This window comes from Sphingopyxis terrae subsp. terrae NBRC 15098 (genome assembly GCF_001598815.1).
In the GTDB taxonomy this organism is placed as follows: domain Bacteria; phylum Pseudomonadota; class Alphaproteobacteria; order Sphingomonadales; family Sphingomonadaceae; genus Sphingopyxis; species Sphingopyxis terrae.
Map to the genome: position 1 here is coordinate 47,557 of NZ_BCZQ01000029.1, position 25,739 is coordinate 73,295.

24 protein-coding genes are annotated in these 25,739 nt (G+C 64.6%); 13 read left to right on the forward strand and 11 right to left on the reverse strand.

Annotated features, from left to right (window positions below; all coding sequences use genetic code 11):
* The first annotated feature begins 16 nt into the window (after positions 1 to 16).
* A complete protein-coding gene (locus STE01S_RS15790) occupies positions 17 to 742 on the forward strand; it encodes a hypothetical protein (RefSeq protein WP_062769452.1) in 726 nt (241 codons plus the stop codon).
* Between the two features lie 89 nt (positions 743 to 831).
* On the opposite strand, the gene STE01S_RS15795 is transcribed toward STE01S_RS15790, so the two are convergent.
* The gene (locus STE01S_RS15795) at positions 832 to 1,842 is read right to left on the reverse strand and encodes a serine hydrolase domain-containing protein (protein ID WP_011542780.1); all 1,011 of its coding nucleotides are present in this window, start codon (positions 1,840 to 1,842) and stop codon (positions 832 to 834) included.
* Between the two features lie 130 nt (positions 1,843 to 1,972).
* Here STE01S_RS15795 and STE01S_RS15800 point away from each other — a divergent pair, with 130 nt between their 5' ends.
* The 4 genes from STE01S_RS15800 (at position 1,973) to STE01S_RS15815 (ending at position 7,673) form a co-directional block, all read left to right on the forward strand.
* Entirely contained in the window at positions 1,973 to 2,716 is a 744-nt protein-coding gene (locus tag STE01S_RS15800; RefSeq protein ID WP_088474317.1) for a GntR family transcriptional regulator, read from the forward strand.
* Positions 2,713 to 4,026 (forward strand): zinc-binding metallopeptidase family protein, encoded by a 1,314-nt coding sequence (locus tag STE01S_RS20455; protein WP_011542778.1) that lies wholly within the window; start codon positions 2,713 to 2,715, stop codon positions 4,024 to 4,026. Before STE01S_RS15800 ends, STE01S_RS20455 begins: the two co-directional genes overlap by 4 nt.
* Before the next feature lie 97 nt (positions 4,027 to 4,123).
* The gene (locus STE01S_RS15810; protein WP_062769458.1) at positions 4,124 to 6,367 is read left to right on the forward strand and encodes a TonB-dependent receptor; all 2,244 of its coding nucleotides are present in this window, start codon (positions 4,124 to 4,126) and stop codon (positions 6,365 to 6,367) included.
* A gap of 73 nt (positions 6,368 to 6,440) precedes the next feature.
* Positions 6,441 to 7,673 carry a serine hydrolase domain-containing protein gene (locus STE01S_RS15815; protein ID WP_062769461.1) on the forward strand — a complete coding sequence of 411 codons (1,233 nt, stop codon included), beginning with the start codon at positions 6,441 to 6,443 and terminating at the stop codon, positions 7,671 to 7,673.
* Between the two features lie 87 nt (positions 7,674 to 7,760).
* Here the strand turns inward: STE01S_RS15815 and STE01S_RS15820 are convergent, their stop codons facing one another.
* From STE01S_RS15820 to STE01S_RS15840, 5 genes are read right to left on the reverse strand one after another with little or no spacing between them, the layout of a single operon-like run.
* Positions 7,761 to 8,471 (reverse strand): thermonuclease family protein, encoded by a 711-nt coding sequence (locus STE01S_RS15820; protein WP_255265978.1) that lies wholly within the window; start codon positions 8,469 to 8,471, stop codon positions 7,761 to 7,763.
* On the reverse strand, positions 8,468 to 9,142 hold the full coding sequence (locus STE01S_RS20710; protein ID WP_062769464.1) for an SOS response-associated peptidase: 675 nt from the start codon (positions 9,140 to 9,142) through the stop codon (positions 8,468 to 8,470). The genes STE01S_RS15820 and STE01S_RS20710 overlap by 4 nt, the downstream gene beginning before the upstream one ends.
* Before the next feature lie 13 nt (positions 9,143 to 9,155).
* Positions 9,156 to 9,671, reverse strand: a complete 516-nt coding sequence (locus STE01S_RS20460; RefSeq protein ID WP_062769467.1) for an SOS response-associated peptidase family protein — start codon at positions 9,669 to 9,671, stop codon at positions 9,156 to 9,158.
* Positions 9,672 to 9,681: 10 nt separating this feature from the next.
* Positions 9,682 to 10,011 carry a hypothetical protein gene (locus STE01S_RS15835; protein ID WP_058804215.1) on the reverse strand — a complete coding sequence of 110 codons (330 nt, stop codon included), beginning with the start codon at positions 10,009 to 10,011 and terminating at the stop codon, positions 9,682 to 9,684.
* A gap of 1 nt (position 10,012) precedes the next feature.
* Positions 10,013 to 10,204, reverse strand: coding sequence for a DUF6771 family protein (locus STE01S_RS15840; RefSeq protein WP_058804216.1), 192 nt, complete (start codon positions 10,202 to 10,204; stop codon positions 10,013 to 10,015).
* 1,031 nt (positions 10,205 to 11,235) lie between these two features.
* On the opposite strand from STE01S_RS15840, the gene STE01S_RS15845 reads away from it, so the two are divergent.
* The 3 genes from STE01S_RS15845 (at position 11,236) to STE01S_RS15855 (ending at position 14,272) form a co-directional block, all read left to right on the forward strand.
* On the forward strand, positions 11,236 to 11,703 hold the full coding sequence (locus STE01S_RS15845; protein WP_058804217.1) for a DUF736 domain-containing protein: 468 nt from the start codon (positions 11,236 to 11,238) through the stop codon (positions 11,701 to 11,703).
* A gap of 233 nt (positions 11,704 to 11,936) precedes the next feature.
* Entirely contained in the window at positions 11,937 to 12,833 is an 897-nt protein-coding gene (locus STE01S_RS15850) for a DUF2493 domain-containing protein (protein WP_409371990.1), read from the forward strand.
* Positions 12,834 to 13,285: 452 nt separating this feature from the next.
* Positions 13,286 to 14,272 carry an SLOG family protein gene (locus STE01S_RS15855; RefSeq protein ID WP_062769470.1) on the forward strand — a complete coding sequence of 329 codons (987 nt, stop codon included), beginning with the start codon at positions 13,286 to 13,288 and terminating at the stop codon, positions 14,270 to 14,272.
* A gap of 193 nt (positions 14,273 to 14,465) precedes the next feature.
* Here STE01S_RS15855 and STE01S_RS15860 read toward each other — a convergent pair whose 3' ends face one another.
* On the reverse strand, positions 14,466 to 14,711 hold the full coding sequence (locus STE01S_RS15860) for a hypothetical protein (RefSeq protein ID WP_058804246.1): 246 nt from the start codon (positions 14,709 to 14,711) through the stop codon (positions 14,466 to 14,468).
* Positions 14,712 to 15,192: 481 nt separating this feature from the next.
* On the opposite strand from STE01S_RS15860, the gene STE01S_RS15865 reads away from it, so the two are divergent.
* From STE01S_RS15865 to STE01S_RS15880, 4 genes are read left to right on the forward strand one after another with little or no spacing between them, the layout of a single operon-like run.
* Positions 15,193 to 15,516, forward strand: a complete 324-nt coding sequence (locus STE01S_RS15865) for a hypothetical protein (RefSeq protein WP_062769473.1) — start codon at positions 15,193 to 15,195, stop codon at positions 15,514 to 15,516.
* Complete coding sequence (locus tag STE01S_RS15870; protein WP_082813374.1) at positions 15,513 to 17,540, forward strand: type IV secretion system DNA-binding domain-containing protein; 2,028 nt, start codon at positions 15,513 to 15,515, stop codon at positions 17,538 to 17,540. The genes STE01S_RS15865 and STE01S_RS15870 overlap by 4 nt, the downstream gene beginning before the upstream one ends.
* Positions 17,537 to 20,473: a MobF family relaxase gene (gene mobF, locus STE01S_RS15875; RefSeq protein WP_062769515.1), complete on the forward strand. Its 2,937-nt coding sequence runs from the start codon at positions 17,537 to 17,539 to the stop codon at positions 20,471 to 20,473. The genes STE01S_RS15870 and mobF overlap by 4 nt, the downstream gene beginning before the upstream one ends.
* Positions 20,463 to 21,107 carry a lytic transglycosylase domain-containing protein gene (locus tag STE01S_RS15880; protein WP_322787082.1) on the forward strand — a complete coding sequence of 215 codons (645 nt, stop codon included), beginning with the start codon at positions 20,463 to 20,465 and terminating at the stop codon, positions 21,105 to 21,107. The genes mobF and STE01S_RS15880 overlap by 11 nt, the downstream gene beginning before the upstream one ends.
* 36 nt (positions 21,108 to 21,143) lie before the next feature.
* Here STE01S_RS15880 and STE01S_RS15885 read toward each other — a convergent pair whose 3' ends face one another.
* The 4 genes from STE01S_RS15885 to STE01S_RS15905 all read right to left on the reverse strand — a co-directional run bounded on the left by STE01S_RS15885 (position 21,144) and on the right by STE01S_RS15905 (position 24,497).
* Entirely contained in the window at positions 21,144 to 21,905 is a 762-nt protein-coding gene (locus STE01S_RS15885) for a DNA -binding domain-containing protein (protein WP_062769479.1), read from the reverse strand.
* Between the two features lie 235 nt (positions 21,906 to 22,140).
* Entirely contained in the window at positions 22,141 to 23,313 is a 1,173-nt protein-coding gene (locus STE01S_RS19755; RefSeq protein ID WP_162928301.1) for a JAB domain-containing protein, read from the reverse strand.
* Positions 23,314 to 23,585: 272 nt separating this feature from the next.
* The gene (locus STE01S_RS15900) at positions 23,586 to 23,918 is read right to left on the reverse strand and encodes a hypothetical protein (RefSeq protein ID WP_062769485.1); all 333 of its coding nucleotides are present in this window, start codon (positions 23,916 to 23,918) and stop codon (positions 23,586 to 23,588) included.
* Between the two features lie 60 nt (positions 23,919 to 23,978).
* On the reverse strand, positions 23,979 to 24,497 hold the full coding sequence (locus STE01S_RS15905) for a helix-turn-helix domain-containing protein (protein ID WP_062769488.1): 519 nt from the start codon (positions 24,495 to 24,497) through the stop codon (positions 23,979 to 23,981).
* Positions 24,498 to 24,843: 346 nt separating this feature from the next.
* On the opposite strand from STE01S_RS15905, the gene STE01S_RS15910 reads away from it, so the two are divergent.
* A complete protein-coding gene (locus STE01S_RS15910) occupies positions 24,844 to 25,584 on the forward strand; it encodes a LuxR family transcriptional regulator (RefSeq protein ID WP_062769491.1) in 741 nt (246 codons plus the stop codon).
* The last annotated feature ends 155 nt before the right edge of the window (positions 25,585 to 25,739 follow it).

Sequence of the window (25,739 nt, forward strand, 5' to 3'; positions counted from 1 at the left end):
TGGGTAAGGAGGCCTTATGCGGACGCTCTGTCTTGGGCTCATGGTCACGGCAATTGCTATTCCCGGCGCTATCCATGCCGCCACGCGCATTGCTCCGGTGCATCCCGAACGCGAGAAGATGTCGGAGACGCGCAGACGAGAGTCGGTGCTTGACGATCTGAACTCGATATTGACCGGGCCATCTTCTCCAACCGCGATAGCAACTAAACCATACGCCGGCTCCGTCGAGGGGCTATGCCAGCGCGACGTGGTCCAGCTCCAATATTCCAGCAGATGGGATGGCACTCGCGAGCGCCGCCTCCAGCCAATCGGAGTCAGCGTGTCAGTCCAGTATCACTACCTCGGTCCTGATGGTGACCGAAGCTGGTCGAACAGGCAGAAGTCGTGCGAGCGGTTGGCTGACCGGAAGATTTATTGGGCCTTCGGCGAAGACGACCATTATGCGGCGCGCGCGCTGGCCACGCTAAATTCGACAGTGTCAGACGTTCGGGGCAACCAAAAATTCACTATCGACTGCGACGGATTGAACGCCAGAGAAATCACTACTTCGTGCGCGGATATCTTTCTGGGGGCAGCAGAGCAGATTTCGACGATATCGAGGCGGCTCGGACGGAAAGACGAAGACTATGATTTCACGTCGAGCCCATATCAATTCACGATAACGCGAACCTACTCCCCTCTGATAAGGGGAGGGTATTCGACCGCCATCAAAATACGATATCAGGAAATTGTGGTGACTTAGCGAGGTCGCGATACCTATCGACCACCATACCTCACGAATGTCCGCTTCTCGGACTCTCGCCCTAGAACCTGCCTGACCGGAAACGGCCATTATTCGCCGGTCGGAGAGAGGAAGAAAGACAGGAAATGTGTATCGGACCAGCCACTCTTTTTCCCGGCGGCAAGCGCTGCGATATCCAGTCTCGCCTGCCGCACGATCGTCAGGCGCCGTGACGGGATGACGTAGAGGCGCTGGTCGCCTGCGCCTGCCGCGACGACCAGGTCGGCCGGGAGCGTTGGCGCATGCGCAACGATGTCCGTCGAGCGCGTCACAGGATCGTCGGAGGGACTCGCTCGCGGAAGCCACCAGGTCAGGCCATAGGCGGGGTTGGCATCGCTTCCTTTGAACAACTCGGCCAAGGCCGCGGGATCGACAAGCGCCTTGCCGTCCTGCGTGCCGCCGCGGCGCACGAATTCGCCGACTTTTGCCCATTGCTCTGCGGCGAGTACCAGCCCCTGCGGCATCAGAGGCGCGCCATCCGGTCCATTGCGCCAATCGCCGATCGTCACTCCGACCGGGGTCAGGATGCGGCGCTCGAGATAGCGGCGCGGATCGGCATCAAGGCTTGCGGCGGCCAGCTTGCGGCGTATAATCTCGCCGATTATCTGCATCGGCGCGGGGCCATATTGGAATTTCGTGCCGGGATCGGCGGCGAGCGGGGCGTTCACCGAGTCGAGATAACCCCGTGGCCGACCGACGGTCGACGCCTGTCCACTGGTCATCGCCAGCAATTGCCGGATCGTGATCGCGGCCTTTTTTGGGTCCTCGCGCCATTCGGCGAGCGTGGCCGACGCAGGTTCGTCGAGCGTGAGCAGCCTGTCCTGGACCGCCGCTGCCGCCATCAGGCCCACCAGGCTCTTGGTCCCCGACCAGAGTTCCTGCGGTGTCGAGACGCCATCGGAGGAGCAGCGGACCTTCCCGTCCTCGAGGACGAGCACGGCGACGCCTTGATGCGCCGACGAATAGGCCAGCGCCGCGGCACAGCCGGGAGCGGGGGCGGCCTGCACCGCCGGGGCTGCTGCGCAGCCCGCGAGCAGGAGAAGGGGGGCAATGCGTTTCAAATCCGGCTCCTGATTCCGATGCTTGTTTTTATCATTATTATCGATAATATTCCGAACTTCAATGATCGTTTGCTCCCGTGTTTTCCCGATCTAGGATGGCACCGGCAGACAGGGAGCCGAACGGGTGGAAATGGCCGCGACGAAGACCGACGACGAGCAGGCGCCGACACAGGACCGGGTTATCGCACGGTTGCTGACCGACGACATCGTCGAATGGCGGATTCCGCCGGGATCGTGGCTGCGCGAGCGTGAGATTGCGGCGCGCTTTGGAGTCAGTCACGCACCCGTTCGCGAAGCCTTTCGGCATCTCGCGAGCATCGGGCTGGTCAAGGTCGTGCCCTGGCGCGGCGCTTATGCGATCGACGTCGACGACCATGGGGCGGATGAGATCTACGAGCTGTGGAAAGCGCTCTTCGGGGTCGTTTGCCGCCTCGCGTGCACGGCGATGAGCGACCGCGACGGGCGCGAGCTGATGCACCGGCTGATCGAATATAAGGATGTGACCGAACGAACCACCAATTCCGCCGAGCATCTCAGGGTCTCGAACCGGATCGGGCGATTCATCGCCAAGCGATCGAATGCGCCGATGGCGCTCGAGTTGCTCGACCGGCTGGCGCTGCTCGCGCGCTGGCAGCACAATGTCTACACCGACGAGTTTGTCGCGACGCACGGCGAGGGCGAGGTCGGCCGCCGGTCGGCGGTGCTCTATGAGCAGCTTTGCCGGCATATCGTCGCGCGCGAACCCGACGACGCCGACCGCGTCGCGCGCGACCTGATTGCCACATCGCAACAGAATTTCGCCGAGGCGCTGGCGGAATATAAGGCACGGCGGACCAAGGCAAAGCCTGGCCGTCGCCGCGCCCGCGCGTCGTGACGCGGGGTTATGCCGGCCGGCGGAGCCTGCTGAAGGCAGGGCTTGCGGCGCCGATCGCTTTTCAGGCTGCTCCCGCCTTCGCCGCTGGGGGCGATGATGCCATATTCGCGGCCGAACGGCTTTTCGCCGATGTGAAGGCCTACGCCGAAGCGGGCAATAAGCAGTCGGGCGGGGCGGGCGATCGCTGGGCCGCCGACTGGGCTGCGCGGCGGCTTGCTGCGGCGGGCTTTGCGGTCGAGCGCCAGTCGTTCGACGTGCCCTGGTTCGAAGCGGCGACATGCGAATTGGCGCTCGGCGATCGGAAAATCCCCCTGATGGCGCAGCCGCTCGCCGTGCCGACGGGCGTGGGCGGGATCGGGGCGCCGCTGCGGCTTGCGGAGGTCAGCGATCGGCTCGATGGCGCGATCGCGGTGGTGCGGCTGCCGTATCGCCGCTGGTCGAGCCTGCTCGACCGGGCGGTGCGCGATCCGCTGGCCGATGCGCTGGCGCGGGGCGCGGCCGCGGTCATCCTTGTGACCACAGGGCCCACCGGCGAGGCGCTGCTCCTCAATGCGCCGGCCGATGCGCCGCTGTCGGACAATCCGTTGGCGCTGCTGGCGCCGCGCCTTGCGGCGCCCGTCATCGAAGCGGCGCGGCAGGGGCAGCCGGCGATGCTGGTGCTGCGCGGGAAGGGCGGTTCGCGCGTCGCGGAGAATGTCGTGGCGCGGCGCGTGCGCAAGGGGCGCCGCTGGCTCGTGGTCTCGACCCCGCGCTCGGGCTGGACCGATTGCGCGGGCGAACGCGGGCCGGGTTTCGCGATCTGGCTCGCGCTCGCCGAATGGATGCCGCGCGCCTTCCCCGATCATAGCCTGCTCTTCGTCTGCAACAGCGGGCATGAATATGAAAATCTGGGTGCCAGCCATATCGTCGAAAAGGTCGGGCCGCCGCCTGCCGACACCGATCTCTGGCTGCATCTCGGCGCCAATGTCGCGACGCGCGACTATCAGGACATGCCCGGGCGCCTGTTGCCGTTGCCGAGCGCCGATCCCTTCCGCTTCCTGATGACCTCGGCCGCCTTTGTCGATCGCGCCCGGTCGGATTTCAGGGGGTTGCCGGGACTGGAGATGGCTTATCCCTCGACCGAAGGGGTCGCGGGCGAACTCTCCGAAGTGGTCAAGGCCGGCTATCCGCATCATGCCGGAATTTTCGGCGCGCACCGCCATCATCACGCGCCGACCGACAATCTTTCGGTCGTCGCGCCCGCGCCGCTTGCCGCTACGGCGCAAGCGGTTCGCGACTTCCTCACCGCCATCATTCCCGTCCGCCGCTGACCGGCGTCGCCGCGAGGGCGATGTTTCCGGCTTGACTCGCGTCGCCATATGCACAAAATTATCGATAATAATTGCAATAACGACATGGGAGGGATTTATGGGACGCAAGGCGCAGCTTCTTTTCGGTACGGCCGCGCTCTGGGTGGCGGCGGCCGCGCCCGCTTCCGCCCAAGATCGGGCTCCCGAGGCTCTTCCGGCCGATACGGCGGCGGAAGCGGGCGATGACGGCGCGATCGTCGTCACCGCGCGGCGCCGCGAGGAACGCCTGTCCGATGTGCCGACCGCGGCATCGGTGATCGACGCGACGGCGCTCAACGATCGCGGCGGGGCGACGGGAAGCGGCGAACTCCTCGCCGACCAGCCGAGCGTGCGCTTCAACAATCTCAGCTCGTCGATCACGTCCGAAATTTCGATCCGCGCGTCGTCGACGGCGCGCGCGACCAACGGTGACCCGAGCGTCGGCCTCTATCGCAACGGCGCCTATATCGCGGGCGGTCCGGTCGGCGGGCGCAACTTCACGCGCCTCGATATGCTCGACATCGGCCGCGTCGAGGTGCTGCGCGGGACGCAGGGTGCGCTCTACGGCCGCAACGCGGTCGGCGGCGCGATCAACATCATATCGGCCGAGCCCGAATTCGACCTGTCGGGTTGGGCCAGCGTGCGATACGGGTTCGAGAACAACAGCCTGCAATTGCAGGGCGCGGTGAATGTGCCGCTGGGCGACGGGATCGCGGCGCGGATCAGCGGCGATCTGGTCGAACAGGACAAGGGCTTTTTCTACAACCCCGACAACGACGTCTATTTCGACCGGCAGAAGGGGCATGGCCTGCGCGGGCAGATCCGCCTGAAGCGCGGACCGGTCGACGCGGTGATCATGGCCGAGACGCAGCGGCTGACGACGCCGTCGATCCATTATCAGATCTTCATTCCGGCCGGCACGCCGGGCTTTCCGGGCGGCTATATCCAGGACCGTTTCCGTTATCCGTGGAGCACCGCGCCGCGGGCGTCGCAGGACGTCGACGGGTTGCAGGCGATCGTGCGTGTCGATCTTGGCGGAGCCGACCTCACCTCGACGACCTCCTTCCGCAAGCGACACAGCGAATATGATCTCGACAATGATGCGGTCAGCCCCGCCGAACTGGCGCGTGCGCGCGCCGCGGGCGAAGTCGGGCCGCTGACCCCGCTCGACCCGGGCAGCGCGTCCTATGTGGTCGATACGACCGACAATTTCTCGCAGGATATCCATGTCAGCGGATCGAACGACCGGCTGACCTGGCTGGTGGGGGCGGAAATGCTCCTCCTCGACAGCGATTTTTCGGTGACGACGACGCGCACGCCGACGCTCGCCAACCCGTCGCCGGGCAATATCGCGCCCGCGCGGCTCCATTTCGAAAGCTATGCCGCCTATGGTTCGCTCGGCTTCGACCTGACCGACAGCCTCAATATCACCGGCGAATTGCGCTATACGCACGACAGCCGCAGCATCAGCGCGCGGCTCTATGATCTCGGCACCGGGCTCCCGACCGGCGGGCCCTCGCGGATCATCGACGACAGCATCACCGCCGACAATCTCTCCTACAATGCGACGCTGTCGTACAAGCTGACACCCGACATCCTCGCTTATTCCAAGGTCGGGAGCAGCTATCGCGCTGGCGGCTTCAACACGCGCTTGTCCGACCCGCGCGCGCCGAGCCCGGTGCAGGTGTTGTTCGGCAACGAAAACAGCACCAGCTACGAGGTCGGTTTCAAGGGTAGCCCGATGCGGCGCGGCTATTTTGCGGTCGCGGGCTATTATACCCAGCTCGACGATCTGATCGCGCAGGTCGACGACGGCTGCGCGCTGACCAACCCCACCTGCCCGGTCGCGGCGGTGAGCTATCTCACCAACGCGGGCGATGCGAAGAGCTGGGGCGTCGAAGCCGAATACAGCCAGGGCTTCGACCTTGGCCAAGGCAGCGGGCGTCTGGCGCTGAGCGGGTCGCGGCAGGGCGGCAAGGTGAAGAGCGGGCGTTACGACGGGCTCGACCTCGCGCAGGTGCCCGACTGGCTCGCTTCGGCGAACCTCAACCTGCGCGCCCCGGTCGCGAAAAATGTTTCGCTGACCGGCAACATCCTGGTCAGCGGCCAATGGGGCGGGAAGCAGGAACTGACCGCGACCTCGGTCGACCTCGACGACTATGTGCTCGTCAACCTGCGCGTCGGGGTCGAGTTCGGGAAGGTGAGCATCAGCGCCTTCGCGAACAACCTCTTCGACAAGGTCTACTATGTCGCGCAGGCGCCGACGATCAACCGCTACAGCCAGCCGCGAGTGATCGGGGTCGAAGGACGTATCTCCTTCTGATCCGGCGGCCGCCGCGCCGCGTTCAGCGGCGCCTCCTTTCGAAACGTGCAACGAAGAGGATGGGAGAGACGATATGGTTGAACGAAAGACATGGGCGTGGCTCGCCGCCGGTGCGGTCGTCGTCGGCGCGGGTGCCTTCGCGCAAAGCGGCGTGGGGGACCGCGGCAGGGGGGATGCGCGTCCGATGGTGCAACTGCCCCCGGCAGCGGTCGTCCCGGCCAGCTCCGCGGCGTCGGCCCCGACGGCGTTGTCGCCTGCCAGCCTGACCACGACAGTGGGCGGCTATACCTACGACTGGACCGCGCTGCAGGCGGCCATCGATGCCGACGCCGAAGTCGCGAACGGCTATTTCATCGTCGGTAACGCCACCGACCCCGACTATCTGTTTGCATATGAGAAGGGCAGCTTCGGAATCGATCGGGTGACGCCACTCGCCTCGGCCACCAAATGGTTCGCAGGAACGCTCGCCATGCGGATGGCGCAGGCGGGGATTGTCACGCTGGACGACCCGATGCGGCCGCCGCTCGCCTTCTGGACGACGACCGGGACAAAGAAGGACGTCAAGCTGAAGCATGCGCTGTCGATGACGTCGGGGTTCAACGGCAGCCCGCTGGTCGGAGGGTGCCAGCTGACACCGGCGCTGATCCTGTACAATTGCGCGAAAAATATCCACGACCTGCGATACGACATCCTGCGTCCCGGCAACGCGCCGGGTGCGCAATATAGCTATGGCCCGCACGGGATGCAGGTCGCCGCCGCCTATCTCGAGGCGAAGGATGTGAGCATCCAGCCCGGAACGACGCCGGCGCGCCAGCGCACCTTCCACGAACTTTTCGCCCAGCATGTCACGACGCCGCTCGGGATGACGAGCACGACATGGTATGATCCGGCGGGCAGCGCACCGACGAATCCGTGGGTGGCGGGGGGCGCCTATTCGACCCCGCGCGACTATGCCAAGCTGCTGCGTGCGCTCCTCGGCGGCGCCTTTGTGACCGACATGACCGCCTTTACTCAGCCGCGCACGACCGGCCTGCCGCGCGTCTTCGTACCCTCGGGAGCCTCGAACTGGGAATATGCGCTGGGCTCCTTCGTCGAATGCGACACCCCCTCGGCCTGCGCGACGTCGATGATCAATTCGGCGCCGGGCGCTTATGGATGGACGGGCTGGATCGATCGCGGAACCGGCTATTACGGCCTGATCGCGACCGAGATTTCGAGCGGCGGAGATCGTAAGGGCACCGAACTGGAACAGGAGATGCAGGGCCTGATCGAAGCGGCTATCGCGAGCCGCGTGCCTGCGCCTTAAAATCTTGTTCGCAGCGCTTTTGGTTCGAGTGTCTGCTTCTCCAGATTTCGAACCAAAAGTTGCCTGACCGTAATCGGCCACGAGTTTCTATCGAGGGCGATAAGGTTCGCAGGCGATTCCGTCGCCATCGCCATCCATCTCGGGGCGATAGCCGGGCTGCCCTCGATATATCGGCGCGGCACCAGCAGCCCAGGCTTCCTTGCAGTTGCGGAAATATGCGTTGGATGCTGGAGGCGGCGTCGCCGGTCGGGGGCCGTCTGACACGCGCGCGGTCGGCTGGCGCGGGGCGGGGTTGGCGGCCCGATAGTCGGCGGGCATCTGGAACTCGCCGCTCCAGAGACCGAGTCTGCGCTCACGCGCTCTTGCTTCATTGGGAACATAGGCGGCCGTGAATTTTGGCAGGGCCACAGCGAGGCCCGCATCGACGACGGCGGCGGAGAGGTCGATTATTCCGACCTGGCACATCGCGACGGTGCGGCCATAGTCGTCGATGTCGCGCTGTTCGCAGCGCACGGACTGGCCTTCCACGATCGCGGCGAGCTTGTCGGCCGCTTCCTGGCCGCAGGCCCAGGGACCGTCGCCGCGCGTGCAGGTCTGCTTCAGTTCGGGCGCGTCGATCCCGTAAAGCCGGACGACGATACCTGTGAGGTTGAGCGTATCGCCGTCGGAGACCCGCGCGGGGCCGCTCACGTCCTGTGCGACCGACGGGGTAGGGGGCAGGGCGAGCGAGAAGATGATAGCGGCGATCGCGGTGCGCGTGGGCCGGCGTGTCGCGCGGTTCGGGTTTTTCGATGTCACAGCAGGGTTGCGGCCGTGCGTGCCGCATTTTTCCTGGTACGACCCGCGTACCAGAGCTCGGGCGTGTGATCGATGACGAGACGATCGGCGGGATATTGGGTGACGAGCTTCATCGCCTCCTCGGCCGGTGCGTGCAGCCATGCCTCATGGTCTTCGGGATGTAGGATAACGGGCATGCGGTCGTGGACCTCGAGCATCTCGGGGACGGCATCGACCATCACCATGGTGTAGCTGTCGCCCCATTCGTCGGTCGGACGCCAGAAGCCCGCGCAGGCGGCCAGCGGCTGGTCGGCAATGCTGATCCATGTGCGTGTCATTTGCCCTTCGGGCCCAACGGCTTCGGCGAAGGCGGTGATCGGGATGAGGCAGCGATGCCCGGGCTGGACGAACCATTCGCGCCACATGCCGTAAGGCGACATCAGCTTGTCGTCGCGGGCGTTGTTGACGTGGGTCGGCTTGTTGGGCTTGCCGGTCTTCTTGTTGGTGGAATGCCGCGGAAAGCCCCACACCATTGCGTCGAGCTGGCGTTCGCCGGCGACCTCGCGAACGACGAAGCCCGTGCCGCCCTTCCAGACATCACCGGTGCTCGCATTGGTCTGCTTCTTGCGCTGCGCCTTGAAATGCGAGGCGACCTCGTCGACCGAGGCCTTGAGCGTGATCTGGTTGCACATCGGCGGCTCCCGTTCAGGCGGCGCCGAGCAGCCCCTCGAAACTGGGCTGGATCGGCGGCGTGATCGTGAAGCTACCTTCGGGGAAGGGGCGCAAGATGTCCAGCGGCGGGCGCTCCTGTTGCATCCAGTCGAACCAATCGTCGGGATCGACGACCGCCACATGGCGGTCCTTGTGCGGCGCAAGGTCCGGATAGGCGGGGACGGTCAACGCCGCGAAGGCATCGGGATAGTCGCGCGTCCCTCGCTGCCAGACCCCGGCAATGCAGAAGAAGGGGATGTCGGTGACGAGGCTTGCCGCATAGAGCGTCTTGCCGTCGCGCTTGATGCCGAACTCGTTGGCGAGGATGAGGCAGGGGCTTTCGATCCGCGCGGTTTCGGACTTGAGCAGCGGGATCTGTCCGATCTCGGGGTCGCGCGACCGGAGGCCCCAATGCGCCTCGATCTGGCGTTCTTCCTGGCCATCCCAGATCATGATCCGGTGCCCGCCTTTGCCGACACCCTGCAGGACGTCGTCGAAATCTCTCTCCATCGTCTAGCTCCTAGCTCCGGTAGCGGCGGATCGCGCGCTTCCATTCGCGTTCGTCGACCCGCTCCTTGATGCAGATCGCGTCCTTGTCCCAATTGACCACTTCGAGGCGGAGCGGTTCGACGCGGCGGCCGGAACTCCAGGCGCATTGCCGGCACCAGAAATGGCGGCACGCCTTGCGAAGATTATCGTCCCAGCCTTTGCGGTGAAAGCGGTACCAAAGCAGTCCCGCATCGAACTTGGCGTGATGACCGCAGCGGCAAACGGGCTGCACCGCATAATGCCAGATGGCCGCCTCGAAAATGTGCGTGGCCCGCGGAATGCCCGATTTCGTATGCTGCACGTCACAGCGCCAGCACCAGCTGATCGGCGTCGGCGGCGGCCGTGGTCTCACCGTGGATGCGCGCGATCGTCAGCGCCAGTTCCTGCGCGGCCGCTTCGCGTATGATTTCCGTTGGCGCGGTGAGGCCGACGCGCGCCCATCCTGGGGCGTCCAGGAGTGCGCGTGCGACTCGGTCAGGGTCGATTCTCATCATGGATCAATGAGAACATAAAAAGAACAAATGAGCAAGCTGCGGTACGCGCGCGTGGGCCCGTCTTCGCGATGCCGCCGCCACGCAAGCGGCCCCGGCGCAAGCCGAACGGACGGGCTCGGCCGTCCGGGCGTCCGCCCATTTCGGCATTTTCCAAGAAGCCGCCCAATAGCAATCGGCCCGAAACGCCAAAGCGGGTATCTTTGGAGCCCAGGGATACCCTGTGTTAAGCTTGGCTGTGCGGGGCGCACGCTGGTCGATCGTGCTTTGCGCCGGGTCAGTGACGCCGAATTATAGAGAGGAAAGATTACTCCAGATTGGCAAACCTTGTACGGAAAAGACAAACTATCCCGGCTGCAGGAAAGTTTTGTTTTTGAGAATGGCGAGGTTTCCCTAACGGCGGCCGCGTCGGTGGAGGGGCCTCTGGTGCCGATAAAGGGACCGGTCTCATCATTCCGATAACAGTCGGCCGGGCACGCGACCCGCCCGGCCGTATCTGGGCGGCGCTCCGCGTCCAGACCCCGGTTTTCCGGGCGCGGGGTGCCGTCATTTTCAGGGGCTAAGGCCACCCGGGGCTGCGCTCGGAATATTCGCTTCGGCGAGTGCGCGCCTACAAACTACCTGACCGCCATATCCAACGGTCAGAAGCCACGCATTAACCCGACGTGGCAGCGCGGAGAGCCCGCGAGCCGCATTGGTCACGCGAGGCGGGTGACGGGGTGAGGGCGCCGCGCATCCATGCGGCGTGGTGCACGCAGAGCTGACGTCGCCACTGCTATCTCATGACATTGCTGCCCGTCAGTTCGGGAGGCCACCTCCCCTATATCGCTCCCCTTCTTTCCGCTGACCCAGCCAGTCCTCTCAGTGACGCAGTGATCGGCTTTCGGCCTCCGCACGCCACGGCGCGGGCGGCGAGGTGAGCGCGCGCATGCGGGCAGCGGCGTGGGCCGAGGGCGCGGCGCCACAGAGGAGAGAAGGATCGGGAAGAGTGTCGCCGGGAAATGGTTCGCGCGCGACATTCGAAAGTAAGTGTCATGAATATCGGTGAAATCAGGAATGTGAATGATCGTCTGACTGGCTCGATCGCGACCCGCACGATCGACCTCCCGCGCATCGGTCTGCGCAAGGTCGAGAGCATGAACCCGCGGGCACCCGTTTACGAGGTGCTGGCGCTCAACGTCGCCCGGCGCTGGGTGCAGGTCGGGGCGCTGTGGGAAGCGGCGTCGAAGAAGACCGGCGAGGTTTTCCTCGCGGGCAATATCGACGACCCGAGCCTCCCCGAACCGCTGCCGGTGGCGCTGTTTCCGTCCGAAGACGGCGGCTACACCATCGCGTGGCGCCGCGAGACCGTCCGTGCCGAGTTCGGCGGCGGTTTCGGCGCGAGCACGCGCAGCTATGACGAGCAGCCGCAGGACCGCGGCTTCGGCGAGAGCACGGCGGGCTCGAACGGCGCGCTGATGGGCGCCGGCGCCGACCTCGACGACGAGGTGCCCTTCGGCTGACGAAGGCGCCGCAACCGGGCCGGGAGGCGCAGCTGCGCTTCCCGGCTCTTTTCTTGCCCGATCCAAGGAGACCGAACATGGTCGCTCATTCTTCCGCGTAAAGTGTTGACAGCTTTGCAGACCTTCGTGCCCTCTACGCCGAACAGATCGCCACGCCCGAATTCCAGGCATCGTTCGGCGATCCCATCCCGCTTTCGATCATCGAACCCGGTGACGAGCCGGGCGAGCATGACATGCCCGAACCCTTCGCGGCGCAGGCCGAATGCGGCGGGATCATCGCGACGATCTTCGACCTTTTCAACGACACGAGGCTCGCGCCGCTTTCCGCCGAGATCGCGTGGGGGTTCGTGAACAGCTTCCACTTCGTCGCCGGGAAACTCGAGCGCCGCGAGGATGCTCTCGCGGCCGAGGTTGGCGAGATGGTCCGGCGCATGGACATGAGCGAGGTGTTCAACAGCGAGCTCGAGGAAAAGCAGCTCCTGTGCCAATCGACTGCCGAACAGCGCGCGGCGATCGAATGCATGCGTGACTATGCCGCCGAAATGTATCGCACCCAGTCGGGCTGGCCCTGGTCGCCCGCGCGCGGATCGCGTGCATCCTCGGCCTCGACTGCGAGCCAGATCGCGGCGCAGGACTTCCTGCGCGAACGGGCACTCGATGCGCGCGAGCGCTACCTGCCGCAGGGGCCGGTCGTCGTCTTCTCCGGCCCCGCGCAATGGCACGACTGGGAGATGCTTTGGCGGCGGCTCGACGAGATCCGCGCCCGCGTGCCCCATATGACGCTGGTGACGACCGGGCAGCGCAAGGGCGCCGACGCGATCGCTGCAGCGTGGGCGGGGCGATCCGAAACCCGCGTACCCGTCGTGGCCTTCGGCCTCTACGGGACCGGGCGTAAGACCGCCTTCACCCGCAACCGAAAGCTCGCCGAACTTCGTCCCGTCGAAGCGGTGGTTTGCGAGGGGTCGGGATTGCAGGCCAATCTCTACCAGACGCTGCGACAGGCCAATGTCCCGATCCACGCCTTCCGCAAGACGGACCAGGCGCCTGAGAAGGAGAGCGCCGTCCGCCGCCCCACCGCGCATGGCGCGATGAAAGCGGCGCGCGGCGATCCGATGTTCGCCGCCGCCTGACATCGGCCGGGCCATAGGCCCGACCGTCACTTTGATCTCCCTGAGCCGGTGCGCTGAAGCGCGCCGGCTTTTCTTTTTGCTGCAGGGGATTTGCCGCACGTCCTGACCGCCCAGGCTGCGCCGAACCAGCCACACCGCCGTGCTCGCATATCGCGCCGTACAAGAACGGGAGCCTTTGCGGATCGGGGGCATCGAGCCCCCGCTCCGCAAACCTCTTCCTCTCTCTCAAGTCTTCTTATCGTGGCACGGGACCGCATCGGCCTCAAGGACGGCGGGGCCCCACCATTTTCCCTGGCGGGTCGGGCGCGGGGCTTCTTCCTTCCATGTGCGGTGGCCGCCAGAGAAAATCGTGACCCCCACCGCCGCTTCGCGGTCGGGCTTCGCCCGATCCTTGACCCCGATGCTCGGCGCCCGTGCAGGGGGAATGACCTCTCAATCTAGAGGAGGTCAATATGACGACGTTCAAACGCAGCATAAGGGATTTTTCGGAAATCGCCGCACTTATTGCCGAGGAGACGGGAGAGGCGAACGACAGCTTCAGCGCCGCCTTCGACACCGATCTCGAACGCAGCAGGCTTGGGAAAAGCGAGGAGGAACTGACGTGCGATATGCCCGATGCGATGCAGGTGCAGCTTGCCGTCGAACTGATGATCACGACCGTGTTCGACGTGCTGCGCGACACGCGCATCGAAAGCGCGGCCGAACGGATCGCATGGGGGATCGTCCACAGCTTCCACCGCGTCGCAGGACAGTTCGCCGGACAGTCCGACCGGGCGGCGCAGGAGGTGCGCGAGTTGCTGCGCTCGGCCGACGGCAGCGAGATCCACGGCGTCGAACTTGAGGAACAGCAGCAACTCCTGGAATCGCTCGATGAAGCGAGCGATGCCATAGCCTGCATGCGCGATCATGCAGCGGACATCTTCCATGCCGAAACGGGGCGTCCGTGGTCGGCGCCGAAAGCGACGCTGGTATCGTCGAAGCGCACCGCGTCGGTTATCGCGGGGACCGATTATCTCGCGGCGCGCCGCCAGCGCCGCCTCGCGCAGCATTTTCCGGCGGGGCCGCTGGTGGTCTTCTCCGGGGGCGCTCGCTGGGCCGACCATCGCCCGATCTACAAGGCGCTTGAGGAGATGAAAGCGGCGCGCCCCGACATGGTGCTGCTGACCACCGCGCAGGACAGGGGCGCCGATGCCATCGCCGCGGCGTGGGCAGCAAGAACGAAGACGCCGCTGGTCGCGCTGGGGATCGACAAGGCGCGCTGGGGGAACCGGGCGGGGTTCGTCCGCAACGACCAGATCGCGCGGTTGCAGCCGGTGGGTGCCGTGGTCGCCGAGGGTACCGGGGTGCAGGCGCAGCTCGTGCGGGTGCTGCGGGCGGCGGGGGTAGACCCGGTGCTGCTCCCGCATCACGATATGCCGCGCGAACGGGTGCGAGCATAGAAAGGCGAGGGGATCGGTTCGGGCGCAAGCTCGGACCGATCCCCTTTTTTATGTCGAGCGTCCTGTCGCCACCCTCAGGGAACCGGACGCGGGAGCGCCCGGTCCCGTCGGGCGGCGATGCGGTGCGGCGCACCGGCCTCCTGCGCGCGGCTTCGCCGTGCTCGTCGCTGGGACCATCCCTTCGGGATGGGCGTCATTTGTTCGGGGCCATCCCCGAGAGGGCTTTTAGCGCCGCGACAGATGCAGTCCCTCCAGCACGGATCGCAAGATCGACGATCTCCCGAAATTCACGCTCGGTGAGCGTCTCGACAGGGAGCTCGGGCACGATCGCGGCATATTTGCCGCGCAGCGCGCGGCGGGCATTTTCGACATCGTCTGCGACCTTGCGCTGGCGCGCTTCGAGGTCGGCGAGGCGCTCGCGTTCACTCTTCTTGGGCATGTCCATCTTCCTTTCGATGGTCTGCCCGCCACGCACTTTCCTATCGAATGGATACGCCATGAATCAAGTCTCCCGAGAATATGCCCGGCGGGCCGCCGGGAAGGAAGAAATCCCCCTGGCGGGGGAGCCCGCGCGCCTTCCGGCACGAGGCTGCGCAGCGACATGGTCGCTGCGGTGGGCGGACGCACGCCGTTGGCGTTTGTAATGCACCCTACGCACGGGTGCTGCGCCGCGCTCTGGCCCGCAAAATCGAGGATTTTCGCGCGAATTTGCGAGATCCTCGTTGGGCGTCATATGTCGGACATGTCGGACAAGACCGGCGGACTTTGTCCGACAGCGCCGCTAACCCCTTGATCCATAGCGCCATCTTCTGCCCGACGCGTCGGACGCATTAGGCCATTGGAATATTGGAGCTTTGCGGCTATAGTCGAGCCGCTTCACAACCTCATGTCCAAAGGCTCCACTTTTTTGGAGCATCACTTTGGCAAAATTATCTCTCCGGCTCGACGACGCTCTCTATGATCGTCTGCTCGCCTCGGCGGACGCGGCGGGCATGACCCCGTCCGCTTATATCCGCGAGGCACTCGAACAGCTCAATGGCGCCGATCCCTTCGGTTTCCACGCCCGCTTCGATGAACTTCATTCGACCGTCATCCAGATACTCGCGATCCTCGCGTCGGACGTTGGTGCGCGCGACCCCCGGGCGCTCGCCAAGGGGATGGAGGACACCCACCGGCTGCTCCGCGAACGGGGGCTGCCGACCGGCGATGCGCTTGCTCGCCAGGGGGGAGGGCGGATGTCATGAGCATCTTTCGCAACGACACCCTCGGAAGCTGGACGCGCGGCGGCCAAGCTATCGTCCACAATGTCCGCATGACCACCCAGGTCTTCTTCCAGACCGTGATGGCGGGAACCGCGATCTGGATCATCGGCGCCATCTGGTACGCGCTCGAAAAGTCGGGCGATTATCAGCGCTACCTTCTCCTCAAATATGCCGAGGCCCTGTTCAAGTCCGATACGGCGCGAGGGACCACCGACCCGGTGCTGTTCCGCAGCCCCGAGGGGCGTGAATATTGGACCTCGGCCGACCTGCTCATCGGCGCGCCGATCATGAAGGAAGCGCTGAAAACGCTCGAGAGCGACATCATCACCGGGGCGATCCTCTCCGGTTTCTTCGCGCTCGGCGCGCTCCTCGTCGCCTGGTTCTATTTTACCCGGATGGGGCGTGGACTCGGTTCGAACGAATATCTGCGCGGCGCGCGCTTCGGGTCCGTCTGGCAAATCCGCCGCGCGCTCTGGCGCGAACGCAAGGGGAGTTTCGCGATCGGCGGCGTCAAGGTTCCGCTTGCTTTCGAGCCCGAACATATATTGATCTGCGGGGCTCCCGGCACGGGCAAGACCAACATGATCGTCAAGATGCTCGCCGGCATCCGCGCCTCGGGCCGGCGCGCGATCGTCTATGATACCGCCGGCACCTTCGTCGAGAAATTCTACCGGCCCGGGAAGGACATCCTCCTCAATCCGCTCGACAAGCGAACCGCCATCTGGTCGCCCTGGGTCGATGTCCCGCGCGACTATCATTATGACCAGATCGCGGAATCGATGATCCCGGACAAGCATGGCGACCCCTTCTGGTCGAAGGCCGCGCGCGGGACTCTGGTCGCAGTCATGCGCAAGCTCGCGGCCGAGAAGCGCACCTATGTCTCGGCGCTCCTCGAGACCATCGTGCGTTCGCCGCTGAAGACCCTCGGCGCCTATGTCGCGGGGACCGATGCGGCGGCCTTTGTGTCGTCGGAAGGCGAGCGGACCTCGGCGGGGGTGCAGGCCGAGCTTGCCTCGGTAATGCGCAGCTTCGCCTATCTCGACGATACCGACGATGGTCTCTCGATCCGCGACTGGGTGACCACCGAGGGGGATGACAGCTGGCTTTTCATCACCGTCAAGGCCGACCAGCTTCCGTCGCTCCGCCCCCTGATCACCGTCTGGCTCGACATTGCGATCAGCGCGATCATGAGCCTTGAACCCGATCAGGCCCGGCGCCTCTATTGCGTGATCGACGAGCTGCCGAGCCTCCAGAAACTGCCCTCGCTTTCGGATTTTCTCGCCCGCGCCCGCAAATATGGCGGCTGCGGCATTTTGGGGTTCCAGTCCTATCCGCAGCTGAAAGCAACCTATGGCCAGGAGGAAGCCGCCGCCGTGACCGGCTATTGCTCGACCTGGGTCGCACTCCGGGGGAACGACGGCGACACCGCCGATCTCGTCTCGAAGAATCTGGGACAGGTCGAGCAGGTCGAAGCCAATGAGGGGATGAGCTACGGCGTCAATGATATGCGCGACGGGGTCAATCTCTCGCGCATCCAGGTGACGCGGCCGCTCGTCCTCCACACCGAGGTCACGAACCTGCCGAACCTTGCAGGCTTCTTGCGCTTCGGCCGCGGCTTGCCGGTGATCCGGTTCGACGATCGCTACAACCGGACGCCGTCCTCCGCGGAGGCTTTCATCGAGCGGAGCGATCCCCCGCTGCGCACCGTGTCGACCCCTTCGCTGCCTGCTCCCGCTGCTCCATCCAAACCGCCTGCCACGCGCAAGCGCCCGCCGAAACAGGCCGCCGGTTCGGCGGCGCCCGAACTTCCTCTGGGTCCGGTCGCCACCGCTGGCGATGGCGACAAAGGCGACGGAAAGGCACCGATCGATCCTGCCGGTGGTATCGGGGGACATGACCCCGATGCGCCGATTGCACGCCTCGAGATCATCGCCACGCCGTGGACGCACTCGCTTCGCCAGCACGGTCGCCCGGGCGGCCGCCGCAGTCCCGCGAATCCGGCATGATCCATCCGCGCCGCCTCGGGGGCACGCCCGCTAATGTCGCCCGCTATTACACCATCGGCGACTATTATACGAAGGGAGGGAACGAGCCCTCGGCATGGGGCGGGCGGATCGCTACCGAACTCGGGCTCGAAGGTGCGGTCGAGCGCGGGGCGCTCGAGATGCTGCTCGCCGGCAAGGTCGGCGAGCAGCATCTCGGCCGTCGCCGCCATGGCACCATCGAGCATCATCCCGGCTGGGACTTCTCGGTCAACGCGCCGAAATCGGTGTCGATCATGGCGCTGGTCGCGGGCGACGAGCGTATCGTTGCAGCCCATGAGAAAGCGGTGGGTACTGCGATCGGCTGGATCGAGGAAGATGCCGCGCTTCGCCGCCGCATGAACGGCGACATCGTCCACGAGACGACCCGCCAGCTTCTCTACGCGCGCTTCACCGAACATGCCTCCCGCGAGCTCGACCCCCATCTCCACACCCATGTCGTCATTCTCAACATGACCCGGCACGCGGGGGATGAACAAATGGTCAGCCTCGAAACCCGCGCCATGTTCGCCGAGCAGATGACCGCCGGGCAAATCTACCGCAACGATCTCGCGCATCGCCTGCGCGGACTCGGATATGATATCGACTTCGACCCGCGGCGGGGGCTCTTCGAGATACGCGGCGTACCGCAGGACATGATCGCCGACATGTCGCGGCGCGCCGAACAGATCGACGCCCACGCCAAGGATCATGGCCTCGAGGGGCAGGCGGCACGCACGAGATCCTTCTTCGAAACCCGCCGCGCGAAGCAGAAGGTCGGGCTCGAAGGCCTTCATAGCCAATGGTCGGTGCGGTCCGCGGCGCACGCTCCAACTCTCGACGCAATTCGCAGCCGCGCGGACGAGCGCGGCGAACGGGAAATAGGCGTCGATCGGGCGACCGCGAGCCGGGCATCGCTTTACGGACTTCGCCAGTCCGAGACGCGCGAGGCCGTCAACAATCTCGGGCGGCTCATTCGGACCGGGCTCGCCTCGCATGTCGGCGAGGTGCGGCTCGAAGATGTCCGGCCCCTCTTCGAAGCGCATGAAGAAAGGTTCAAGCTGCTGCGGACCAGGGAGCAAACGGGCGACGGCGTACTGACGCGCGGACGGACCTCGCGCCGTACCGCGCGCCTCGAGATCGCGCTTTCGGGCCAGATCTCGCTCAGTCTCGACGACACTATACCCTTAGCTTCACCAGAACGGATCGAGGGATCGCTTCGGGGCAGCATCCTCAATGACGATCAGCGCAAGGTGCTAAGCTGGCTCGCATTGTCGAGTGACCGGGTCGTCAGCGTCGATGGGGTTGCGGGCTCGGGCAAATCGACGCTGGTCCAGCAATTGAAGGCGGCCGCCGATCCCGATTGGACGTTCGTCGGTTTGGCGCCCACCTCGTCGGCAGCGGGCAAGCTCGGCGCCGATGCCGACATTGAATCGCGAACCGTCGCGGCGCTGCTTGCCGGCGGCGGTCATGACGTTACCGACCGCCATGTGCTCGTCCTCGACGAGGCTGGCCAGCTCGGCAGCCGGCAGGCGCTCCGCGTGCTGCAAATCAGCCGCGACACGGGCGCCCGCGTCATCTTGCTCGGCGACAACAAGCAGACCGGGGCGATCGAGCAGGGAAAACCCGCCTGGCTCATGCAGCAGCTCGGTCTTCCGACAGCGCGGCTGAAGGTCGCGGTTCGGCAGGAAACCAAGTCGATGAAGGCTGCCGTCGCAAACGCGCGGCGCGGCGATTATGCCGCGTCGCTCGATGCGCTCGACAAGGTGGTTAGCGGCCAGCGCGCCGACAAGCTTGCGGAATCGTTGGTTGGCGAATGGACGCGGCTCAAACCCGGCACCCGCGAGACGACCAACATTCTCGTTCTCGACAATGCGACGCGGCTGATCGTCAACAGCCGGATTCGCGAGGTGCTGAAACGGGAAGGCGCAATTGGGCTTGAGGATCTGCGGCACTCCGTCCTCACATCGTCGGGCATGACCAACGAGGAGAAACGCTTCGCCCGCTTCTATTCGTGCGGGCAGGTCGTCCGGTTTGCGCGCGATGACGCAGCGCGCGGAATTGCCAAGGACCATGAATATCGCGTCGCCGGCATCGAGCCCGATAGCAAGGGTCGCCAATGGGTACGGCTGGCGGGCGAGAATGGCGGTCAGCTTCTCTGGAACCCGAGGCTGGGACGGGCATCCGAGGTCGCCGTCTTTCTGGAGGACACACGCGACGTGGCAGCGGGCGACCGCATCCAGTGGCGCCTGGCAGCGAAGGAGCTCGATCTTAAAAATGCGGAACGTGGGACCGTGGAGCGGATCGACGGCTCGGTCGCGACAATCCGTTGGGATCGCAAGGCCGAGCCGCAAGCTATTGATTTAGCGCTCCATCGCACCTGGGATCATGGCTATGCCGAGACCGTCTATTCGGCGCAGTCGAAAACCTACGACCGCGCCTATGTGCTGGCGCCGCTCGGATCGGGCCTCGTCAATGCCCAGAATTATTACACCGCGATCACGCGCGCGCGCTTCGGCGTCAAGCTCTGGACCGAGGATCCCGAGCGCCTCGTCCGGAAGCTCGAGGCGAACTCGGGCGAGAAGACATCGGCGCTGGAGGGGCTGGGGCGCCTCGCGCGCGACAGCCACCGAATACGGAGCCTGCGCCACCCGGGCGCAATCGAACGCGAGCGCGCTGCAATGTTGCAGTCACGAACTGAGCGCGCGCAGCGGCGGGCGGACCGAGAACGCGCTTGGGCGGAGATGTTCCGTCCGGCCAGCCTCGCCGAACGGCTTGCCGGGCGCGCCCACCGTGCGGCAGGCCAATTCGATGACTATCTGCACGGGCTATTGGGTGCGGGCAAGCAAGCGGCACCCGAGCCGGTACCCGAACAGCGGCGCCACCAGGAACCCGATCGCGGAGGCCATGATCGATGAAATCCGATGGTCCCGGACCGGACCACGAAGACTGCGGATCAGCGAGCGGAAGTCACGTCGGACCGATGGCGTTCGAACCCATCGACATCGACACCCTTTTATTGTCGGAGCGACGAGCCCCATGATGAAATTCCCTATTGTCTGCCGTTTGCTGACCATCATTGTCGCGGCTTCAACCTTTGCCGGGTACGCAAGCACGGCATCGGCCAAGCCTCCGGACGCGCAGCAGGAAGTCGAACTCGCCACCTGCATTCGCAAGGCCTCAAAAGGCAGGGCCTGGCTTGAGCGCACCCTGTGGGGACTCCGCGATCAGGAGGGCGGCTGGATCGGCGCCGCGGTCGCCAACAGCAATGGCACACATGATCTCGGACCCCTTCAGGTCAACAGCTGGTGGGTTCCGAAAATCGCCAAACTCGTCGGACGTCCCGAGGATCATGTCCGATCATGGTTGCAGAACGATGCCTGCTTCAACGCCGAGGCCGCGCGCTGGATATTTCTGTCCGGGCTGGCCGTCACAGGCGATTATTGGAAAGCGGTCGGCGTCTATCATAGTCCAACGGGGTGGAGGCAGGCGCGATATGCAAACAGCGTCGCAGTCCATTTACGGCGGCGCTTTGGACGATCGATATGGTGACACCGATATTGCGGAGATGACCCGCGCTTGGGTGGCTCAGCGGAACCACGGCCCGCTGAATGGGTCGGCGAGATACTGCTGCGCGGCCTTCACTAGCCGCTGGACGCGCGAGCGGTAGGATGCACTTTCAATTCGCCAACGACGCGCCGTGACACTCTCACCGAACAGGACCTCGGCGATTCTCTTCTGCGATGCGCCCGCGGCCAGCGCATCGGCGGTTCGTAGCTCGAGTATCCAGCGCGCGGCCCGGCTTTCGCGCGGACGCAGCGACGCCGGCATTTCGCCGCGCGCCGTCAATGCCAGAAACTGTTGCAACGCCGCGATCTTTGGGGCCGCTGAATCCACGCCTTCGATCTCATGCACGAGAAGAGTGGATCGGCCGAGCAAGGTGCCATCATGGTGCATAAGCCGGATCAGCCAGCGACCGTCCGAAATGAGCCAATGTTCTCTGTTCGCCTGATCGACCGAGATCGAGACATAGTCGGCGAGCGCGAGGACATCGAAATTATCGCCGGGACCAGGCGCGCGGCGTCCGGCGCGCGTCTGGAGAACTTTGGGGTCGACGTCAGGCGACCAGATGGGGCGAGCTTCGGGTGCGGAAATGGCGGGGTCGATCCAGGCAAGCAGACCGACCCTTATCGGTGCATCGATCGGGAGCCGGTCCCGGGCCGCCCATAGGCGGCGATACCGGGGTGTTCGCCGCAGCCATTCCCACGCGAAGGCGCGGCGGTCGCACAGCATAAGCGCCGAATATTCACTGGCCACCTGCCAATCGGCTGCAGGCGGACCGCTGTTCATGCAAAATAGCCGGAATATATTCGGAATATTTTCATGAAGCGTCGTTCTGGCCCTTGTCGATATCCCTCAGATTCCGGAAGCTTGGCGAGTGGTGATGTCGTGCCGTGCGGCACGTTCCGGTTGCGCCAGGCGAGGTGGTTGCAACGCTGCTTTACCTCCGCGGACCCGAACCTGCATTGTCCGGGCTTGCGGGTCTCCGGCGCGCACATGCGGCGCCGGGAGCAGGGCTAGCCGGCTATTCGGCACCTTCCGCAAAATAGGCGCTGAGTCGATGCATAATCTCGGGCTCGATCGTCATGATGCTCCGTCGCCCGTCGAAGGTATCGGGCTGCCGCCGTAATATGCCTGCTTCGCAGAGCTTTTGGGCGAGTCGTAGCGCGCTGCTCATCGGGATGCCCGATGCGACGCACATGGGATATAGATGGAGCACCCGGCCTTCGCACTGGTGGATGAACAGGTCGAGCAGCATGTCCCAGGCAGGCTCGACGAAAAGACATTCGGCGCCAATAAGTTGTCGGCGCAGAAAGCGGCGACGCTGCGTGATGCGCGCGTTGGTCAGCACGAGCTCTGCCTTGGCCCGCCGATCGGCGGCGGTATCGGGGCTCTTCAGGGTGAAGGAGAAGGTGCCGCGTCGGGCCGTATCATCGACGATTATCCGTGATGTCTGGTTTGCGGTCACGACAATATGACCCGACAGCCGGATATCGAGTGCATGTCCGATATCCGCGAGGCGGCGCGTTGCTTCGATGTCCTCGTCGCTCGGATGCGGATTTCCGCTCGGATGATTGTGGACGAGCAGAATCGCGGCGGCATTGAGTTCGAGCGCGCGGCGGAAGATGACCCTCGGATAGAGCGCCAAATGGGCGAGGCTGCCGCTTTGCAGGCATTCATCGGCAATAAGATGGCGCGACCCATCGAGGAACAGGATGCGCAGATGTTCGTCGGCGAGCGACCCCATGGATGCGATGAGATAGTCTCCGAGTTTCGCATCGTCCGGATCGATCCGCCTCGAATAGAGCCTGCCGCGCATCGATGCGAGCATCGCGCGCCGCGTGCAGAGGAGCAGGTCGATCACCGCTGCGTGGTCGCCGAGAATGCGGGCCAGGGCTTCGGGCGTTTGGGCCCAGATCCTCTCGAGGCTGTGAAACTCTTCGAGAAGCGCGCGCGCTAGGTCTTCGCTGTCTTCCGGAGAAATCGCTGCGATGAGCTGTGCCAGGACGGATAATTGGCGTTGGTGCGAAGCCGTCTTTGGTGCCGCCAGGTTGCGAACAACAGGAGAGGGGGAACCGCCCAGGAGGCCGCTACCTGCATGACCATATAGGCCGCCGGATCCATCGCGAGATTGAGGGCGCGGCTGGAATGGGCCAGCAGCGGCAATATGTGGAGAACGGCCGCGATCATCGGCCAAAAACGATAGGCGAAAAGTGCGAGCAGCAATGTCGCGGAGGCGCCGAAACCATCGATGAGCAAATGCCCGAAGTCGAGAACCGCATATTCGGGCGCAACGAACTGGTGCAGCAGAAGGTCCGATCCGACCATCGTCGCCGCGATCCCCGCCATCACCCGTTCGGGGCCGCCACCCCGCCAGGCGGCGTAGCCAAGAGCCGCGAGCAGGAACAGGGCGAAGATCGCGACACGCATTTCGCATCTGTTTCACTCTCGCGGCCCCCGGTCAAATTCTTACGTTGCGACCGCATGCAGCCGGTGGACGGCTGCCCGCTTCGGGCATTCCTCGTGCAGGTCATAACCCGCCGTTTCCTGGCCGATGGCGACCAGTTCGCCATGGACGCGCAGCACATCGCCGCCGGCGTCGATCAGTGCCATCTGCGCTTTCGCAAGGCGCTGGATCGTCGCCTGCCCCTTGGCGGGCGGCACGCCTTCGGTATCACGCCGCGCCGTGACCACGCTCGCCATGAGCGACGATACGGCGATGAGGGCATCGTCGATCCGGATTTCGGCTGACGGCAATTGCTGCTGCAAGCTGGTGGCAATGGATATGAGATGTTCGGACATGACTTCTCCTTTGCCAGAAGCAGGGCTTCCGGCTGTTGCTGTAGGGCAAGATGAAGGGATTTAGCCGGACATGAGCCGCGTCAGCGCCTCTGCAATACCGAGCCCGCCGAGCAGGGCGAACACCACCACCATGAGCATGATGGCGATGATTGTAGCCTTGGCAGTCGGTGCATGGTCATGCCTCCAGATCGTCCCGGACGGTGGGCGTTCGCCCGATAATCCGGCCATCGCCCCTTTGCCCTCGCGGACATCGAGATAATGGTCCGGATCGCCGTCCGGGAAATCGGATGGCGCGAGGGAGGGCATGATGGGAAGCTCTACCGGATCATATGCGATCCGATCGCATATGCTCTTCAGCCGGGCATAGCGGATGGCGGTATCGTCACGATTGATGGCGGCGAGCGTCTTGCGCGCAGCCGATATCCGCTGATCGACCGTGTACCGCGAAATGCCGAGCTCGCGGGCGATCTGCTTCGACGTCTTGCGCTGTAGCACGAGGTCGAGGCACAGGCGCTGCTTGTCGGTGAGCAGCGCCCAGAGCCTTGCTTCGGCTGCGTCAGGTTCCTGCGCCCCATCCATCCCGTCAGTTTCGTGACATTGTATATTGAGGCAAGCCGCTTTTGAAATTTGGCTTCTTCATTAAGCCCATCCTCGAACAGATATTGCCCGTGACCGGGCGGTGACCTTTGATTGTCGGTGTGCTTCGACTTCGAAACAATCCCCAATCTGGTTCTAACTGACGAATATATTTGAAACATATGGCGCCGCCGATAGCGTCGCCCCTGTTCCGCGCTGCTGGTGGACCAACGGCAGGCGTCATGGCTGGACTTTCGCCTGCTTGAGAGGGCTGGGGGGCAGCACTGAAACAGGGGCTTCACCCGGCAGTCAGGCTTGAGGACGCTGCCGGTGCCGCCAATGGGTCGGAATGCGCACAATCGAGGCCGCGCGGCAACTTGAAGACGACATCATGGCGGTCGATAGCGAGGACGCGCTCGTCGATATCCTCCGCGAGATTTGCTCGCATATGGGCTGCGCCTGGTTTGCGATCAGCCACCATGTCGATTTTCTCGCGGCTCCCGACAAGGGCATCCGTCTCCACAACTATCCTGAAGGCTTTGCGCATTGGTTCGACGAGAATCGCCTCGGCGTCTCGGATCCCGTGCACCGCTTCAGTCATCGCCGAACATCGGGTTTTCGCTGGCGCGATATGACGCTCCATCGGCCGCGACCTCAAGATGCCGAGGTGCTGGAACGCGCCCGCCGTCACAACATCGCCGACGGACTGACGGTCCCTGTGCATTTGCCGGGGGAGGCGCATGGCTCTGTATCCTTTGCATGGACCGATAGCGGATCGATGCCGCCCGAAGCGCTTGTCTTTGCGCAAAGCCTCGGGGCGTTCGTCTTCGAAGCCGCGCGCCGGCTCGGCGATCCCGTCTCGCTCGATGAGCGGCCGCAGCTTACCGATCGGCAGATCGAATGTCTGATGTGGGCGGCGCGCGGCAAATCCAATTCGGTCATCGCGCAGCTGCTCGATATTAGCGAGGAGACGGTGCGCGAGCATTTGCGCAATGCGCGGGCAGCCTATGACGCGCCGACGCGGATAGCGCTCGCCATTCGCGCCCTGTTCGACAGCGCGATCTGTTTCGGGGATGTCGCCCGAGGCTGACACCCCCCCTTTGTGTTATGGCACGGCCGCATTTCCCGGTTCATCTGAATTGTCTCTTTTCAAACAAGGGGACAATCTCATGCTTCTCACCATCGACCAGGATAGCCGGGACCGCGAACATATCGCGCTTCGTTCGATGTTCGCGGCGCGCAAAC

Excerpts from the sequence above, each read along its gene's own strand:
- STE01S_RS15790 (WP_062769452.1), top strand. The coding sequence starts at position 17 with ATGCGGACGCTCTGTCTTGGGCTCATGGTCACGGCAATTGCTATTCCC.
- STE01S_RS15800 (WP_088474317.1), top strand. The coding sequence starts at position 1,973 with ATGGCCGCGACGAAGACCGACGACGAGCAGGCGCCGACACAGGACCGG.
- STE01S_RS15810 (WP_062769458.1), top strand. The coding sequence starts at position 4,124 with ATGGGACGCAAGGCGCAGCTTCTTTTCGGTACGGCCGCGCTCTGGGTG.
- STE01S_RS15815 (WP_062769461.1), top strand. The coding sequence starts at position 6,441 with ATGGTTGAACGAAAGACATGGGCGTGGCTCGCCGCCGGTGCGGTCGTC.
- STE01S_RS20710 (WP_062769464.1), bottom strand. The coding sequence starts at position 9,142 with ATGTGCAACCAGATCACGCTCAAGGCCTCGGTCGACGAGGTCGCCTCG.
- STE01S_RS20460 (WP_062769467.1), bottom strand. The coding sequence starts at position 9,671 with ATGGAGAGAGATTTCGACGACGTCCTGCAGGGTGTCGGCAAAGGCGGG.
- STE01S_RS15840 (WP_058804216.1), bottom strand. The coding sequence starts at position 10,204 with ATGATGAGAATCGACCCTGACCGAGTCGCACGCGCACTCCTGGACGCC.
- STE01S_RS15845 (WP_058804217.1), top strand. The coding sequence starts at position 11,236 with ATGAATATCGGTGAAATCAGGAATGTGAATGATCGTCTGACTGGCTCG.
- STE01S_RS15850 (WP_409371990.1), top strand. The coding sequence starts at position 11,937 with ATGCCCGAACCCTTCGCGGCGCAGGCCGAATGCGGCGGGATCATCGCG.
- STE01S_RS15855 (WP_062769470.1), top strand. The coding sequence starts at position 13,286 with ATGACGACGTTCAAACGCAGCATAAGGGATTTTTCGGAAATCGCCGCA.
- STE01S_RS15860 (WP_058804246.1), bottom strand. The coding sequence starts at position 14,711 with ATGCCCAAGAAGAGTGAACGCGAGCGCCTCGCCGACCTCGAAGCGCGC.
- STE01S_RS15870 (WP_082813374.1), top strand. The coding sequence starts at position 15,513 with ATGAGCATCTTTCGCAACGACACCCTCGGAAGCTGGACGCGCGGCGGC.
- mobF (WP_062769515.1), top strand. The coding sequence starts at position 17,537 with ATGATCCATCCGCGCCGCCTCGGGGGCACGCCCGCTAATGTCGCCCGC.
- STE01S_RS15880 (WP_322787082.1), top strand. The coding sequence starts at position 20,463 with ATGATCGATGAAATCCGATGGTCCCGGACCGGACCACGAAGACTGCGG.
- STE01S_RS15885 (WP_062769479.1), bottom strand. The coding sequence starts at position 21,905 with ATGAACAGCGGTCCGCCTGCAGCCGATTGGCAGGTGGCCAGTGAATAT.
- STE01S_RS15900 (WP_062769485.1), bottom strand. The coding sequence starts at position 23,918 with ATGTCCGAACATCTCATATCCATTGCCACCAGCTTGCAGCAGCAATTG.
- STE01S_RS15905 (WP_062769488.1), bottom strand. The coding sequence starts at position 24,497 with ATGGATGGGGCGCAGGAACCTGACGCAGCCGAAGCAAGGCTCTGGGCG.
- STE01S_RS15910 (WP_062769491.1), top strand. The coding sequence starts at position 24,844 with ATGCGCACAATCGAGGCCGCGCGGCAACTTGAAGACGACATCATGGCG.